Origin of the sequence: Methylobacterium haplocladii (genome assembly GCF_007992175.1) — a bacterium.
Lineage (GTDB): Bacteria > Pseudomonadota > Alphaproteobacteria > Rhizobiales > Beijerinckiaceae > Methylobacterium > Methylobacterium haplocladii.
The window spans coordinates 26,083-41,148 of record NZ_BJZT01000010.1; the positions used below are offsets into that span (position 1 = coordinate 26,083).

Genomic DNA, 15,066 nt, shown 5'->3' on the forward strand with positions numbered 1-15,066 from the left:
TCTCAACCGAACGCGCGCAAACGCGGTTCCACCGTGAGATCGAGATCCATCGCCTCGCAGTTGGCGAGCCAGCGCCCGGTGAGGTGATAGAAGAAGGTCGAGTGCCCGACGACGGCGATGGTTTTCTCCGGCCGCGCCCGCAGCCAGTCGCGGAAGCCGGCGACGCGCGCGTCGAACAGGTCGCGCGGCTCGGTCGGAAAGCCCTCGGCCTGAATCGCGTCCTCGGCGTGCCACCAGATCTCGGGCAGATGGCCGACGTCGAACTCTGGAAACTCCTCGGCCAGCATCGAGGTCGCGCGGCCGACGTCGCAGGAGCTTTCCTGGCACTCCCGGTGCAGCACCTCGACCAGCATCCGCGGCTTCGACGGGTGCCCGGAAAAGATCCCGGCGGTGGTCTGCAGCGCCCGCGTCAGGGGCGAGGTCACCACGAGATCGAACGGAATTGCCTGAAGAGCCGTCCTGGCCTCGGCGGCCTGCCGGTGGCCCAGTTCCGACAGCCGCGCATCGATATGGCCGGGGTCGCGGCCGGTGGCCCGGTGATGCGCGTTGAAGGTGGATTCGCCGTGGCGGATGCAAACGATGCGGGTCGGGCTCATGCCCTGCATGTACGGGCGGCGCGGTCGGCGAGCCAGCCGCGCCGGTGCAGCCCAGTGTCGCGCACCACCAAAAACTACTCGATCCGCACCACCACGCTGTCGCTGGCGCCCGAGGCGTCCAGCACCGAGATGCGTGCGAAGCCCGCCCCCTCGGGGCTCCACGCCGATTGCCGGCGCATGCCTTCCGCTACGGGCAGGCCGTCGACCATCCAGGTCAGCGGCGGCTGGCCGCCCAGCGCCTTGAGGGCGAGCTGTGCCCGCGCACCCTCGCTGAGGCCGAGATCGACCCGTGCGCCGTCCGGCGGGTAGGCGATCCTGAGCGGTACGCCGAGGGTGGCTTCGAGCGTCTTGGGCGCGTCGCGGCGGATGTGGCGCAGGGGCGGCGGCAGGCCGGCGGTGGCAACGACGAGGGCGTCTTGCGGGCGCGGCAGGGTTTCCGGCTCGCCGCCGAACCGCGAAAAGGCGTCGAATAAGACCGGCGCAGCCGAGACACGGCCAACGAGGCCGGGCACCGAGGCCCCGTCCGGCCGGCCGATCCAGACGGCGATGGTCACCCGCCGGTCGAAGCCCACCGCCCAGGCATCGCGATAGCCGTAGGAGGTGCCGGTCTTGAAGGCGATCCGGCCTGAAAGCGCGTTCTCTGGGGGAGGCGCGCCGCGCAGGATGTCGGCGACGTACCAAGCCGAGACTGGGTCGGCGATGGTGCGTTCCGTCATTGCGAGCGGAGCGAAGCAATTCAGGGCCGACGCGTCGACCGTCGCGCATGTGGCACTGGATTGCCTCGCTCCGCTCGCAATGACGGGACGGGACGGCACCCGCCGCACCAGATCCGGCACCGCCCCACCCCGCGCCAGCCCCGCATAGAGCCGCGCGAGGTCGGTGAGCGTGATGCCGAGCCCGCCCAGCGCCACCGGCAGGCCCGGCGCGGTATCGCGCGGCAACAGGATCTGCGCGCCCGCGCCGCGCAGGCGGGCGATGAAGCGGGCCGCGCCGACCGCGTCGAGCAGGTCGACCGCCGGCACGTTGAGCGATTGTTGCAGGGCGGCGCGGGCGGTCACCGTGCCGTGGAAGCCGAGGTCGAAGTTTTCGGGGGCATAGGCGGCGGCGAAGCGCACCGGACGGTCGTCGAGCAGAGTCTCGGGATGGGCGACGCCGTTCTCGAAAGCCAGCGCGTAGACGAACGGCTTCAGCGCCGAGCCCGGCGAGCGCACGGCCTGCGTCGCGTCGACCGCGCCGGCGCGCGCCGCATCGAGATAGCCGGCGCTGCCGACATGGGCGAGCACCGCGCCGGTGCGGTTGTCGATCGCCAGGATCGCCGCCGAGAGCGCCGGGCCGATGGCGGTGGCGCGCTCGGCGGCCAGGGTCTCGAGGCTCGCCTGCAGGCGTTTGTCGAGGGTTAGCCGCTGAACCCGCGCCACCGGATCGGCGGCAACCGCCTGTTCGGCCGCATGGGCCGCCAGCATCGGGAAGGTCTTTCGCGATCGGGGGACCGGCTCGGCCTTGGCCGTCTCGGCTTCCTCCCGGCCGATGACGCCGCGCTCGACCGCAATGTCGAGCACCCGGTCTCGAGCGCGCCGGGCTTGCGCCGGAAACCGGTCCGGTCGCCGCGCCTCCGGCGCCTGCGGCAGGGCGACGAGCAGCGCACTCTCGGCGATGGACAGCCGTGCCGGCTCGCGCCCGAGATAGGCGAGGCTTGCCGCCCGCACGCCCTCCACCGGGCCGCCATAGGGGGCGAGCTGCAGGTAGAGGTCGAGCACGCCGGCCTTGCCGAGGCGGCGCTCGAGTTCCACCGCGCGCACCATCTGCCGGAGCTTCTGCGCGAGCGAGCGTTCGGAGCGGGGCTCGACGAGCCGGGCGACCTGCATCGACAGCGTCGAGCCGCCCGAGACGATCTTTCGGTGGCGGAGCCATTGCGACGCGGCGCGAAGCGTCGCGGCCGGGTCGATGCCGGGATGGTCGTCGAAGCGGCGGTCCTCGTAGGCCTTGAGCATGGCGAGGTAGCGCGGATCGACGTCGCCCGCATTCGCGGGCAGCCGCCAGCGACCGTCGGCGGTGGCGAAGGGGCGCAGGAGCTGGCCGTCTCGGTCGAGGATGACGGTCGAGCGAAGGGAGGCCTGGGTGAGGTCGAGGGGTGGGAGCGTGGCGGCGAAGTGCCAGAGGGCGAGCGAAGGGAGGGCGACGGCGAAACAGAGCGCTGTAGTCACCGCCGCCAAAACCCTCCCCCGTCTGCGGGGGAGGGTGGCCCTCGCGTCAGCGAGGGTCGGGAGAGGGGAGCGCCCTGTCCGGAAGCGTCGCTCCCCTCTCCCGCCCGCTCCGCGGGCACCCTCCCCCGCAGAGGGGGGAGGGCTACGGGCGTCGCGCCCGCCCACCTACTTCGCCACCACCTCGATCGATCCGAACGCCGTGCGTCCGAAGCGCTCGGGGCGGTACATGTCCTCGATGGTGGCGCCGGGATGCACGTAGGTCCCGGGCGAGACCACGCGCACCGTGTAGGCCGCCGAGAAGAAGGCGGATTGGTCGGGGCCGCGCTCGTAGGCGGCCACGAAGCGATCGTCGCGGAACTCGGTGTGGTTCGGCTGCACGTCGCTCTTGGCAAAGGCGAGGCCCGTGAGCGCGTCCGCGTCGAGGAGCTTCGGGTTGTCGATCTCGAGACCCGCGGGCAGGCGGTCGACGAGGAGCAGGCGGCCGGAACTGGCCTTGGCCTCCGTCACCTTGAGCACGACGACGAGGCGGTCGTTCTGGCGGAGCGGCTTGGTGGCATCCACCGCGCTGCCGTCGAGCCGGTAATAGCCGCGCTCCACCGTGTAGCCGCGCGATTCCGCCGGCTCCGGCGCGATCGGGTTGCCCGAGACGCCGACGACGAGCTGCACCGGCTCGCGGCCCTCGTTGCCGATCCGCACCGGCTTCGCGTCGAGGGCCGGGGCCTTGAACAGGCGGGCGAGGGGTCCCTTGGAGACCGTTCCATCGACGCTGAGCGCGAGGGCGTCCGGCTCCTTCGACAGGCTCTCGGCAGCGAGCACCATCCAAGCGTTCTCCTGGGTGCTGGTGTGCCGCCCGTTGGCGCGCTCCTCGCCGAGGATCGACGAGACCGGCTGGATCATGCCGCCGGTCATGCCGGTCTCGGCGGCCAGCGCGATCAGCCCGGCGCCGTCGCGCAGGCGCGAGCCGTAATCGGTGCGGTAGGCGCCCTTGTCGCGCTCGGTCTGCAGGGACTTCACCGCCGAATCGAAGGCTTTTTGCGCTCGCCCTCGGTCCCCGAGCAAAGCCAGCGCGGCGGCAAGCTGGCCCTTGCCGAGGGGCGTAGAGAAATCGGCGAGCTTGGTGTCAGCGAGGTAGCGCAGGTCGCCCATCACCGGGCGGCCGTTGCGGGCGAGCACGTAGGCCGCGTAGGCGAGGTCCATCCCGCCGTTCTCGACCTTGGTGGCGTTGGCGACCGTGTTGCGCAGCCGGTCGAGGGCGTTGTTGAACGCGACCTGAGGCACCGCGAAGCCGCGCTCGCGGGCGCGGGTGAGGAAGTCGGTCACGTAGGCGTCGAGCCAGGTGTCGGTGGCGTTCTCCGTCGACCACAGGCCGAAGGCGCCGCTCGAATCCTGGCGGGACAGCACGCGCTCGATCGCCTCGCGCACCCGGTCATCCAGCTTGCCGTCGAGGCCGAGCTTCTCGGCGGCGGCGAGCGCGTTGACGTAGAGCAGCGGCAGGGCGCGGCTCACGGTCTGCTCGGAGCAGCCATAGGGGTAGCGGTCGAGCGCCTGCAGCAGCGCCGGCACCTCGATGCCGGCGAGCCGGTTGGCCGAGACCGAGACGGACCCGGTGCCGGGCAGGATGTCGGCCAGGAGTTCTTTCGTGATTTCGAGGCCGGCGCCCGGCTCCAGCGGCCGCACGGTCCGCCGCACCAGCGCGCCCGTGCCCGGACCGATGGCCAACGAAAAACTCTGGCCGGCGACGCCCTGGATACCGGGGCCCGACAGGTTCACGTCGAGCTTGGCGATTCCGGGGCCGGCGGCCGTGATCGGGATGACGAGCTGGCCCTTGGCGCCGGCCGCCAGCGTCATCGTCGAATGCACCGCCTCGCCGCCGACCACGACGGGTCCGGTGAGATCGAGATCGACGGTGTAGTCACCGGCTGCGCCCTCGACGTTGTCGATCGCCACGAAGAAGCGCGAGCGGTCGCCGACATTGAGGAAGCGCGGCAGCGTGCCGGTGAGCACCACCGGGTCGCGGATGATCATGTCGGCCGAGGCTTGACCCACACGGGACTTCGTCCAGGCGGTCGCCATGATCCGGGCGGTGCCGTTGAAGGCCGGCAGCGCGAGCGGCACCTGCGCGGTGCCGTCGGGCCCGACCGTGACCACGCCCGAATAAAGCGCCAGCGGCGCCTGGGTCGGCGGGGTGTCGGCGAGTTCGCCGCCGCCGCCGTCACCGCCGGAGCGGATCGCGCCGAGCGTGCCCTGCATGCCGTCGATCAGGTAGCCGTAGAGGTCGCGCAGTTCCGGCCCGAGGGCCTTCTGGCCGAAGAAGTAGGCGAACGGGTTCGGCGCCTCGTAGCGGGTGAGGTTGAGGATGCCGACGTCGACGGCAGCGAGCGTCACCCGCGCCTCCTCGCCGGCCTGAAGCCCGGCGATTTTCACCGGTACCGTCAGGGTCTCGCGCGGCCGGGTTTTTTCGGGCGCGCCGATCGCGACCGAGAGACCGCGCTTGTCCCTGTCGATGGAGAACCAGGCCAGGCCGAGCGCCCGGCCCGGCATGCGCTTGGCGGCCTGGTCGAGGGGGCGGTAGGCGGTGGCGACGAGATAGGCGCCCGAGCCCCACTCGGGCTTCACCGGGATCTCGATCGTCGAGCCGCCTTCCGCGACCGTGACGTCGAGCACCTCGTGCAGCCGGTCGCCGACGATGGCGAGCGTCGCGGTGCCGGCGAATTTCGGCTGGAGCCGCGCGCGCAGGCGCTCGCCGGCTGCGTAGGCCGGCTTGTCGAGGGTGAGGTCGAGCAGATCGGGCACGTCGGCGCTCTCGCCGCCGCCCCAGCCGACGGTGAAGGACACGCTCGCCGCCGCCAGCGGCTGACCGGCGACGGTCGCCTCCAGCCGGTAGTTCCCGAAACTCACCGGCGCGGTGATGCGGGCCGGCGTGTCCGCCCTGATGTCGATGCGGCCGTCGGCGGCCTTGCGGGTCGATTTCACGGGCTCGAACTGCCAGCGGCCGTCCTCGCGGTACCATTGGTAGTTCTTCTCGACCTTGACGAGGGACCAGCTCACGCCGGGCTGCGCGAGCCGACGGCCGTCGGGCGCTGCCATCACCACGTCGAAGCTCGCGGGGGCGCCCTCGGCGAGGTCGCCGGAGAAGCCCTTTCGGATGGCGAGCACGGGCGCGGCCGGCAGGATCGGCAGGGTGACGCTGCGGCTCAGCGCCCGCCCACCCGGCTCGCCGACGTTCAGCGTGATCTTCGCCTCCAGCGGGCGCGGGCTCGCAACCTCCTGCACGGGGACGCTCACCACGGCGTGCCCGCGCGCGTCCGTCGTCGCCTTCTCGCCGATCTCGGCCGTCGTCGCCTCCACCGCCTCGTCGTCGAGACCGATCGAGAAGCCCTCCAGGCCCTTGATGCCGCTGCCGGTCGCCGCCTGCACGGCGACCGAGCCCGAAACCTCCAGCCCCGAGCCTGGGGCGCCGTAGAGGTAGCGCGCCGCCACGTCGATCCTGGCCGCCTCGCCCTTCTTCAGGGCGGGCGTCTCGGGCGTGAGGTTCACCTCCAGCCGCTCGGGCACGTAATCCTCGACGAGCCAGCTCGCCTCGCCGACGGCCGGGGCCTTCGGGTCAGTGAAGGCGGTGACCCGCCATGTCCCGCGCATGGCGCCCGCCATCAGCGGCAGGGAGAGCGAACGGCCGCCGAGGCCCTCGTCGGCCACCGAAACCCGGCGATACTCGACGCCGTCGGGACGCTTCACCACGAGCGTCAGCGGCAGGCCGGCGATGGCGACACCCTGTGGGTCACGCAGCAGCGCGGTCAGTTGCACGGTCTCGCCGGAGCGATAGACCCCGCGCTCGGGAAACACGAATGCCTCGGCGCCGGTCGTCACCGCGCGGCCCTTCACGCCGCGGTCGGACAGGTCGAAGGCGGCTTGGTTGAGGTCGAGGAAGCCGTAATCGTCGCCGAGTTGCGCCACCACGATCCCCGGCGCCAATCCGCCCTCGCCGCGTGCGAGGCCGGCCGGGAAGCTCGCGAGGCCCTTCGCGTCGGTCCTGGCGGTGGCCAGCACGTCGTTGTTCCTGGCGATCAACCGGATGTCGGCGCTGGCGACCGCCGCGGCCGAGGCGAGCGAACGGGCCAGCACGTGGACGCCGTCGCGGCCCTTGAAGGCGGTGAGGCCAAGATCCGAGACCACGAACCACTGCGTCGCCTGTTGCTCGTAGCCGCCGCCCTCGTCATCGGACGGCGAGGTGGTGCCGCTGGGCTTCGCGAGCATGAGGTAGACCCCCGGCTCCAGCTTGCCGACCGCCTCCAGCACCGGAAATGCCGTGATCGCCTCGCGGTTGACCTCGGCCTTGGCCGTGTCGAGCGTGCCCTTCCAGACCCGCACGCCCTTCTCGTCGGCGATGGTCTTGGCCGTCGAGCCGCTGAGCTGGCCCAGGAATTCCTCCGAGCGGAGCGCCGGCAGCAGCGCGCGGTCGCCGATGCGCAGCACCTCGACGTCGATTTTGGCGGCGTTGACCGAGACCAGCGGCACGCCGGATTGCCCGGTCCGCGGCAGCACGTAGTTGCGCCCGGTGAAGCGCACCTGCGGCGAGCGGTCCCGGACGTAGACCTCGTAATCGGCTGATTTCAGCAGTGTTTCGCCGACGGATGACGGCAGTCCCTGCCGCACCACGAAGGCGTAGCGCTCGCCGTGCTTGAGCCCGTCGACGCAGACCTGTTGGCCCTCGGCGGTGACCGCGGCATTGGCCGCGCCCGAGACCGCGACGAACGGCGAAAAATCGGTCTTGCGGGCGAGTTGCTCCGAGAAGGTGAAGCAGGCGCGCGGCGCGGCGGCGTCCGAATCGACCTTGTAGTCGGTGATCCGAAAACCGTGTTCTTCGCGCAGCTTTTCGTAGGCCGCGCGGGTCTCCGCAACATCCCGGATGCCGAGGCTGGCGCGATAGGCGTCGAGCGATGGCCGCCATTCGGTCTGCGCGGCATAGAGATCGCCCAAGTCGGACAGGGCTTTGGCTTCGTCCGCCGGGCTTTTCGCGCGGAGATAGGCCTGATAGGCGGCCGCCGGGGCACGCTCCTTCAGCTTCGAGCGCGAGGCGTAGTCGCCGTTTTCCTCGTCGACGCCCGCGGCGTTGGCGGTGCGGGCATAGCCGAGCCAGTTGCGCGGGTCGAACGGATCGGCGGAGACGGCCGCCGCATAGGCGTTCATCTCCGCATCGGCGTCGGCGTTCTCGGACTCGTCGGCTGCCGCGGCCTCCGCCTCCTTGCGCCACTGCGCGGCGGTCTTGCCGCCCGCCGGAGCCTCGCTGCGGAGTGTGCTTTCGAGACGCACGCCCTGGCTGGCGAGCTGCTCCTTCACATAGGATTTGGGAACGGGAGCCGTGGCGGTTCGCGCGGCCGGAACCGGAGGACGCGGCGCCTGGGCCGAGGCCGGAGCGGCAACAAGCGCGAGGACCGCGCACGCGCCGAGACGGCGCCCCAACAGGTTCATTCGCGACATCAGCACGTTCCACCCCGTCAGAGCCGCCGAACCGGCGGGCCGGCACGCTATCACGGCCGTTGCCGGCCGCAACGGCCGCACGAGCGCTCTTCGCTGGAGCGGATGCCGGTTCGGTATAAATGTGCGCGGCACCATTCAGGCCGCGTATCGCCTGGACTTCGATCGCGCGACGCACTGCGATTTCCCTTGCCGCTCGGCCATGGCATCTGTCTCCGGCCGGTGCGGCAGCGTACCGGCCCGACATGAGCCCACCGGGAGACTCGACGACGATGATGCAGCCTGCTCGCTTGGCCGTCCTCGGGTGGTGCTTGCTCCTGGTGCCCGCCGCGCATGCGCAGGGACCCGCGCCGGCGTTGCCCACGGCGAAACCCAGGCCGCCCGCTCCGGCTCAGCCTGCGGCCGACCCGGCCTACGAGGCGGCCCGCGCGGCGTTCGAGGCGCTGCCGGAGGCGCAGCGCCGGGCGATCCAGGATTCGCTGGTCTGGACCGGCGACTACAACGCGGTGACCGCCGGCACCTTCGGCCGCCGCACCTACGAGGGCATCGTCGGCTGGCAGCGGCGGCAGGGTGTCGAGCCCACTGGCATCCTGACCGTCCGGGACCGCCCCGCTCTCGATGCCGCGGGCGAAGCGGTGCGAAAGTCCCTTCGCTTCACCGTCCAGGCCGATCCGGCGAGCGGCGCGGTCATCGGCGTGCCCGAGAAGCTGCTCGCACGGAAGAGCCCGCTGCCGCGCGGCACCCGTTGGCAGAGCACCGACGGCCGCGTGACCCTCGACACGACGTCCTCGCCGCCGGGCGGTACCGACCTCGACGCCCTGTTCGAGCGCGCGACCGCCGTGACGCCGGAGCGTAAGGTGACCTACAAGGTCAGGAAGCCGGACTTTCTGGTGGTGACCGGCGAGACGCCGACCGGCCGGTTCTACATCCGGCACGCGGCCGGCGCGGACGGTATCCGCGGCTTCACCATGAGCTACGACAAGACTCTAACGGCCGAGGTCGACCGGCTCGTCATCGCCGTCGCCAACAGTTTTTCGCCATTTCCGAACGCGGCTCCGGCGCCCGAGGCCACACCGAGCGCGACCCTCTCTCCCGGCGGCGCAAGGCCCGGCGCTGGTGCGCCCGCGCCGTTCGCCCCGCCGCCGCTTCCGGGCTCGGTCGCGCGTCCCGTCGCCACCGGCCTCGCCCTCGGCAATGGCCGGGTCCTGACTGCCGCAGCGGCGCTCGAAACCTGTCCGAGCCCGCTGATCGGCGGGGCTCCGGCACGGCTGACGCTTCGCGATCCAACCGGCGCCCTCGCGCTGCTGGAGGGCGGCCAGCACGCGCAGGGTGCGCAGCCGCCCGCGATCCGCGTCGAAGCACCGGCCTCCGGCGAGGCCCTCGTGGTGCTCGGCGCCGAGGCGAAGGGTGCGGCGGTGGCTCCCGGCACGGCCGGCGCCGGCAGCGTCTTCGCCCCGCTTCAACCCGGCGCCGGAGGCGCGCCGGTCCTCGACCGTTCCGGCCGCCTCGTCGGCCTCGTCGCGCGATTCCCCGCCACCCCGCGTCTCATCGCCGGGGTGATGCCGCCGACGAGCCACGCCCTCGTCCCCGCCGGCACCATCGCCGCCTTCCTGGCGCAGGCGGGCGTGGCACCCGGAGAGCTCGCGCCCGCGCACCCGCAGGGGGCGAGCCTCGGCGCGGCGGCGGCCCCGGTGCTGGGATCGGTCGTCGCGATTTCTTGCGGGCGATAGGGCGGCGATCGATAAGATCGCCCACGATCAGCCTCCGGCGCGAGCTCCATGCCCGAACGACGATGGACCACGGCCGACATCCCGGCGCAGGACGGCCGGCTCGCGATCGTCACCGGCGCGACGAGCGGCATCGGATACGAAGCTGTGCTGGCGCTCGCGGGAGCCGGGGCACGGGTGGTGCTGGCGGCGCGCGATGCCGGTCGGGCCCAGCGCGCCATGGCGGCGATCCGGCGGGTGCATCCGGGTGCTGCGTTAGAATTCCAACCGCTCGATACCGCCAGCATGTCCTCCGTGCGCGCCTTCGCCGAGGCGTGGCGGGTGGAGGGGCGGCCCATCGACATCCTGCTGCTGAATGCCGGCATCGCCTGGCTGCCGCAGCGACAGGAGACCGAGGACGGGTTCGAGCGGCAACTCGCCACGAACTACCTCGGACATTTCGCCCTGACCGGTCTGCTGCTTCCGAGCTTCCGGCCCGGGCCGGCCTCGCGGATCGTCCCGGTGGCGAGCATCGCGCACCAGCGCGGGACGCTGAACTTCGACGACCTGCAGTTCCGGGCCTACGCGGCGCGCTCCGCCTACCGGCAGTCGAAGCTCGCGATGCTGATGTTCGGGCTCGAACTCGACTGGCGGCTACGGGCGGCCGGCTCGGAGGTGCGGGCCATCCCGGTGCATCCCGGCATCACCCGCACCGCCATCATCCGCCGCGGCGGCGGGGCGAGCCCGGTGCAGCGGCTGACGGGACGGCTGCTGTTCGCCCTGCTGGGCCAATCCGCGGCGCGGGGCGCGCTGCCTCTCCTCTACGCCGCCACCGCGCCCAAGGCGGAAGGCGGGGGCTATTATGGCCCGGACGGAATCTGGGAGGCGCGGGGGTGGCCGGCCCTGTCCCAGGTCTTCCCGCATGCACGCGACGAGGCCGATGCGCGGCGGCTATGGACGGTGTCCGAGGCGTCGACGGGAGTGGATTTCCTGACGTGAGCCTCCGGGCGATCGATCGAGAGGCGAGTCAGGCGAGGCCGAGCATGGCCCTCGCTTCGGTACAGCTCGCCGGCCGAGCGCCGTTCCGCGCGGCGATGGCGACGGCGACCCGTACGAGATCGACGTTGCCGTCCGCGAGCTGGCTCTTCGTGAGCCGGATGTTGTCCTCCAGCCCCGTGCGAATCCCGTCGGCGCCGCGCTCCAGCGCCCAGCCCATCACCGCGGTCTGGTGACGGCCGATGCCGGCGGCGGTCCATGTCGCGTTCGGCAGGATGCGCTTCGTCTCGGCGAGAAGGATGTCGAGCAGCCGCTCCTCCGCCGGCAGCGCGTTCTGCACGCCCATCACGAACTGCACGTGCGGACGGTCATCCATCAGGCCCGCATCGACGAGCCGGCGCGCGCCGTGCAGATGCGACAGATCGAAGATCTCGATCTCGGGCCGCACGCCCAGCGCCTTCATGCTCCCGGCCAGTTCCGTGACCAGCGCCGCCGGGTTCTCGTAGACGATCGTCGGAAAGTTCACCGAGCCGGTGGAGAGCGAGGCCATGTCCGGCCGGTGCCGGAGCGAGAGCCCCCGCGCAGCCGGATCGCGCCCGCGCCCGCCGGTGGAGAACTGCACGATCATCCCTGGACAGTTTTCGCGGATTCCCGCCTGCACCTCGGCAAACAGATCCGGATCGGAGGAGGGCGTCTCGTCCGGGTTGCGGACATGGATGTGCACCAGCGCCGCGCCCGCCTCGTAGGCAGCCTGTGTCGACGCGATCTGCTCGGCCGGCGTCACCGGAAGCGTCGGGTTGTCGGATTTGCGCGGCACCGAACCGGTGATCGCGACGGCGACGACGACGGGTCTCATCGGCTCATCTCCTATCCGAGCGCCTCGACGACGGCCTTCCCGCACACCGCCGTCCCCGCATTCCCCCCGAGGTCGCGCGTCCGCAGCGTGCGCTCGCTCAGCACCCGCTCGATCGCCGAGACGATCTCGGCGGCGGCGTCCTTCTCGCCGAGATGCTCCAGCATCATCGCGCCCGACCAGATCTGGCCGATCGGGTTGGCGATGCCCTGTCCGGCGATGTCCGGGGCGGAGCCGTGGACCGGCTCGAACACCGAGGGATGGTGCCGCTCGGGGTTGATGTTGCCCGAGGGCGCGATGCCGATCGTACCGGTGCAGGCCGGGCCGAGATCCGAGAGGATGTCGCCGAACAGGTTCGATGCGACGACGACGTCGAAGCGGTCCGGGTTCAGCACGAAATGCGCGGTGAGGATGTCGATGTGGTACTGGTCCCAGCGCACGTCGGGATAGTCGGACGAGACGGCGCGGACGCGCTCGTCCCAGAACGGCATCGTGATCGAGATGCCGTTCGACTTGGTGGCCGAGGTCAGATGCTTCTTCGGCCGCGACTGCGCGAGGTCGAAGGCGAAGCGCAGGATGCGGTCGGTGCCGTGGCGCGTCATCACGGTTTCCTGGATCGCGAATTCGCGCTCGGTGCCGGCAAACATGCGGCCGCCGGCATTCGAGTACTCGCCCTCGGTGTTCTCGCGGACCACCCAGAAATCGATGTCGCCCGGCTCGCGGCCGGCGAGCGGGCTCTTGACGCCCGGCATCAGGCGCACGGGGCGCAGGTTGGCGTACTGGTCGAACTCGCGCCGGAACTGGATCAGCGAGCCCCAGAGCGAGATGTGGTCGGGCACGCGCTCAGGCATGCCGACGGCGCCGAAGAAGATCGCGTCGTGGCCTTCGATCCGCGCCTTCCAATCCTCCGGCATCATGCGGCCGTGGGCTTCGTAGTAGTCGCAGGAGGCGAAATCGAACCAGTCCTGGCTCAGGGTGAAGCCGTGCCGCTTCGCGGCAGCCTCGAGGACGCGTACGCCCTCGGGCACGACCTCCTTACCGATGCCGTCGCCGGGGATCACCGCGATGCGGTAGCTGCGTGCCGTGCCGGCCATGTCTGGTCTCCGCGGGCGAGTGCCGTTCCCGCGGGAAGTGCCGCACGCCGGCCCGAGGTCAAGACGTCTCGCCGACCATCGCCTGTCGCTGGCGGTCGAGGGCGTCGCTGTAGCGGCGCAGCGTATGGCTCTCGGTGAGGAGGCCGATCACCTTTCGGCTCACCGTGCCGTCGACCACCACCAGCGCCTCGCTCTCGGTGCGGTCGAAGGTGGCCATGGCCTGCTTGGCGTTCATGTCGGCGAGCAGCACGTCGTCGACGTTGCGCACGAAGTCGGCGAGGCGGCCGTCCTCGCCGTTGCCGGCATGGGCATGGGCCTCCGGCACCAGCACGATGCCGGCATAGCGCTCGCGGGCGTCGGTCGTCACCACGCGCGAGGGCGAGCCGAGGGGGTGCTCGTGCAGAAACACGGCGAGGGGGGTGTCGAGGGGGACGGTCCGCACCTCCCGGCGCATCAGGCCGCCGACGGTGAGGTTGCGGATCCAGCCGATGTCGTGGGCGCTGCGGATGCTCTCGCCGCGCAGGTGGAAGCGCCAGGTCGCGAAGGAGTAGCCGAAGGTCTTTCGGACGGTCAGCGAGGAGGCGATGACCGCGACCAGCACGAGGCCGGCCAGCGGGAAGCTGCCGGTCATCTCGAGCGCCAGGAAGGTCATCGTCAGCGGGCCGCCGACGATGGCGACCGCCAGCGCGGCCATTCCGACGATGGCATAGGCCGTCGCCGTCATGGCGATGGCGTCGATGCCGGGTGCCAGCACGTAGAAGATCTTGCCGGCGAGCGCCCCGAGGAAGAGCGAGGCGAAGAACAGCCCGCCGCGAAATCCCGAGCCGATCGAGATGGCCGAGGCCGCCGCCTTGGCCACGAACAGGCCTGCGAGCGCCGCCGCACCGAGGCTCGCCCCGGAATCGGACAGGTGGAAATGCAAGGCGCCGTGCCCGCCCGAGAGTACCTGGGGCGTCGTGACGAAGGCGAGCGCACCGACGCAGAGGCCGCCCAGGGTCGGCCGCAGCGCGCCCGGCATGCCGGTCCGGCGAAAACCCTGCTCGACCAGGGTGACGCCGCGCATGACCGCCACGCCGAGGCCGGCGCAGACGAGGCCGAGGGCGAGACAGGGCAACGTGTTCGCCACGGTGATACCGGGCCGCATGCTGCCGGCGAGGGCCCGCACGTCCACGAAGGCCGCCTGCGTCGCCAGGGCCTGCGCGACGAGGCTGCCGCAGAAGGCCGCCACCACCACCGGCGCGAGCGTGGCGATGGTGTAGGTGCCGATGATGAGTTCGTAGGCGTAGAAGGCGCCGGTGAGCGGCGAGCCGAAGGCGGCTGCGATCGCCGCGGCCGCGCCGCAGCCCACCAGGGTGCGCAGGTCCGAGCGGCGCAGGCCGAAAGCGATGCCGGCCCGCGAGGCGAGGCCGCCGGCGATCTGCGTGTAGCCGGCTTCGAGCCCGACCGAGGCGCCGCAACCGTTCGAGATCACGTTCTGGACGGCCAACGTGACGGAATCGCGCAGCGACATCCGCCCGCCATGCAGCGCATTCGCCTCGATCGGATCGATCATCGCCCTGCGGGGCTGTCCCTTTCGCCCCCGCGCCATGGCGAGCGCCAGCAGACCGAGCAGCGCCCCACCGAGGGCCGGCCCCGCCAAGGCGAGCTCCACCGGCAATTCGGTCACGGCGCTGAGCCGGCTGCCATGCGGCAGGTGGTAGAGCGCCTCGCGCAGCACCTGCGTCACGACACCCATCGCCACGACCGCAAGGCCGCCGACGCCCCCGATCAGTGCGGCGAGCACGACGAGCCCCGCCTCGCTGCCGCGCACGAGCGCGCGCAGCCGTTCCGGAGCCTGGACCAAGCGCCGCGCAGCGCCGAGAGAGGGTGGCTTCATCGACGGGCGCTTTCCCCCTCCACGGCCGGGCCGCGCGAGCGGCGATGGAGAAGGGCCTACCGGGCTGCGCCCCGCCGTTCAACGCAGGAGTCGGGGGAGCCGCGATCCGTCATCCGACCGCTTGAAAAGCGCCGGCCTGCACGATACACGCTGCCGCAGTGCCGCCGTAGCTCAGTTGGTTAGAGCGCTTGATTGTGGATCAAGAGGTCCCCCGTTCGAGCCGGGGCGGTGGTACCATTCAATTGTCGTGACGATGCAAGGGGTTG

At 71.5% G+C, this 15,066-nt stretch carries 8 protein-coding genes and 1 tRNA gene; 3 read left to right on the forward strand and 6 right to left on the reverse strand.

Translation table 11 applies throughout. The annotated features are described in order from the left end of the window. Window positions 1-2 precede the first annotated feature (2 nt). The 3 genes from MHA02_RS05980 to MHA02_RS05990 form a co-directional block, all read right to left on the reverse strand. A complete protein-coding gene (locus MHA02_RS05980; RefSeq protein WP_147077554.1) occupies window positions 3-596 on the reverse strand; it encodes a histidine phosphatase family protein in 594 nt (197 codons plus the stop codon). A gap of 74 nt (window positions 597-670) precedes the next feature. Beyond that, the gene (pbpC, locus tag MHA02_RS05985) at window positions 671-2,800 is read right to left on the reverse strand and encodes a penicillin-binding protein 1C (RefSeq protein ID WP_238180373.1); all 2,130 of its coding nucleotides are present in this window, start codon (window positions 2,798-2,800) and stop codon (window positions 671-673) included. Between the two features lie 165 nt (window positions 2,801-2,965). Beyond that, the gene (locus MHA02_RS05990; protein WP_147077558.1) at window positions 2,966-8,278 is read right to left on the reverse strand and encodes an alpha-2-macroglobulin family protein; all 5,313 of its coding nucleotides are present in this window, start codon (window positions 8,276-8,278) and stop codon (window positions 2,966-2,968) included. 269 nt (window positions 8,279-8,547) lie between these two features. Between MHA02_RS05990 and MHA02_RS05995 the strand changes: the two genes are divergently transcribed. Together MHA02_RS05995 and MHA02_RS06000 are read left to right on the forward strand one after the other, a co-directional pair. Further along, on the forward strand, window positions 8,548-10,005 hold the full coding sequence (locus MHA02_RS05995) for a serine protease (protein ID WP_147077560.1): 1,458 nt from the start codon (window positions 8,548-8,550) through the stop codon (window positions 10,003-10,005). Window positions 10,006-10,053: 48 nt separating this feature from the next. Continuing rightward, on the forward strand, window positions 10,054-10,980 hold the full coding sequence (locus tag MHA02_RS06000; RefSeq protein ID WP_147077562.1) for an oxidoreductase: 927 nt from the start codon (window positions 10,054-10,056) through the stop codon (window positions 10,978-10,980). Between the two features lie 28 nt (window positions 10,981-11,008). On the opposite strand, the gene MHA02_RS06005 is transcribed toward MHA02_RS06000, so the two are convergent. The 3 genes from MHA02_RS06005 to MHA02_RS06015 are packed head-to-tail and all read right to left on the reverse strand — an operon-like array spanning window position 11,009 to window position 14,800. Continuing rightward, entirely contained in the window at window positions 11,009-11,833 is an 825-nt protein-coding gene (locus tag MHA02_RS06005) for a 3-oxoadipate:acetyl-CoA acetyltransferase (RefSeq protein WP_147077564.1), read from the reverse strand. 11 nt (window positions 11,834-11,844) lie between these two features. Then, complete coding sequence (locus MHA02_RS06010; protein WP_147077565.1) at window positions 11,845-12,924, reverse strand: tartrate dehydrogenase; 1,080 nt, start codon at window positions 12,922-12,924, stop codon at window positions 11,845-11,847. A gap of 58 nt (window positions 12,925-12,982) precedes the next feature. After that, complete coding sequence (locus tag MHA02_RS06015) at window positions 12,983-14,800, reverse strand: chloride channel protein (protein ID WP_147077567.1); 1,818 nt, start codon at window positions 14,798-14,800, stop codon at window positions 12,983-12,985. A 160-nt stretch (window positions 14,801-14,960) separates the two neighbouring features. Here MHA02_RS06015 and MHA02_RS06020 point away from each other — a divergent pair. Beyond that, window positions 14,961-15,037, forward strand: a tRNA-His gene (locus MHA02_RS06020). Window positions 15,038-15,066: the final 29 nt, after the last annotated feature.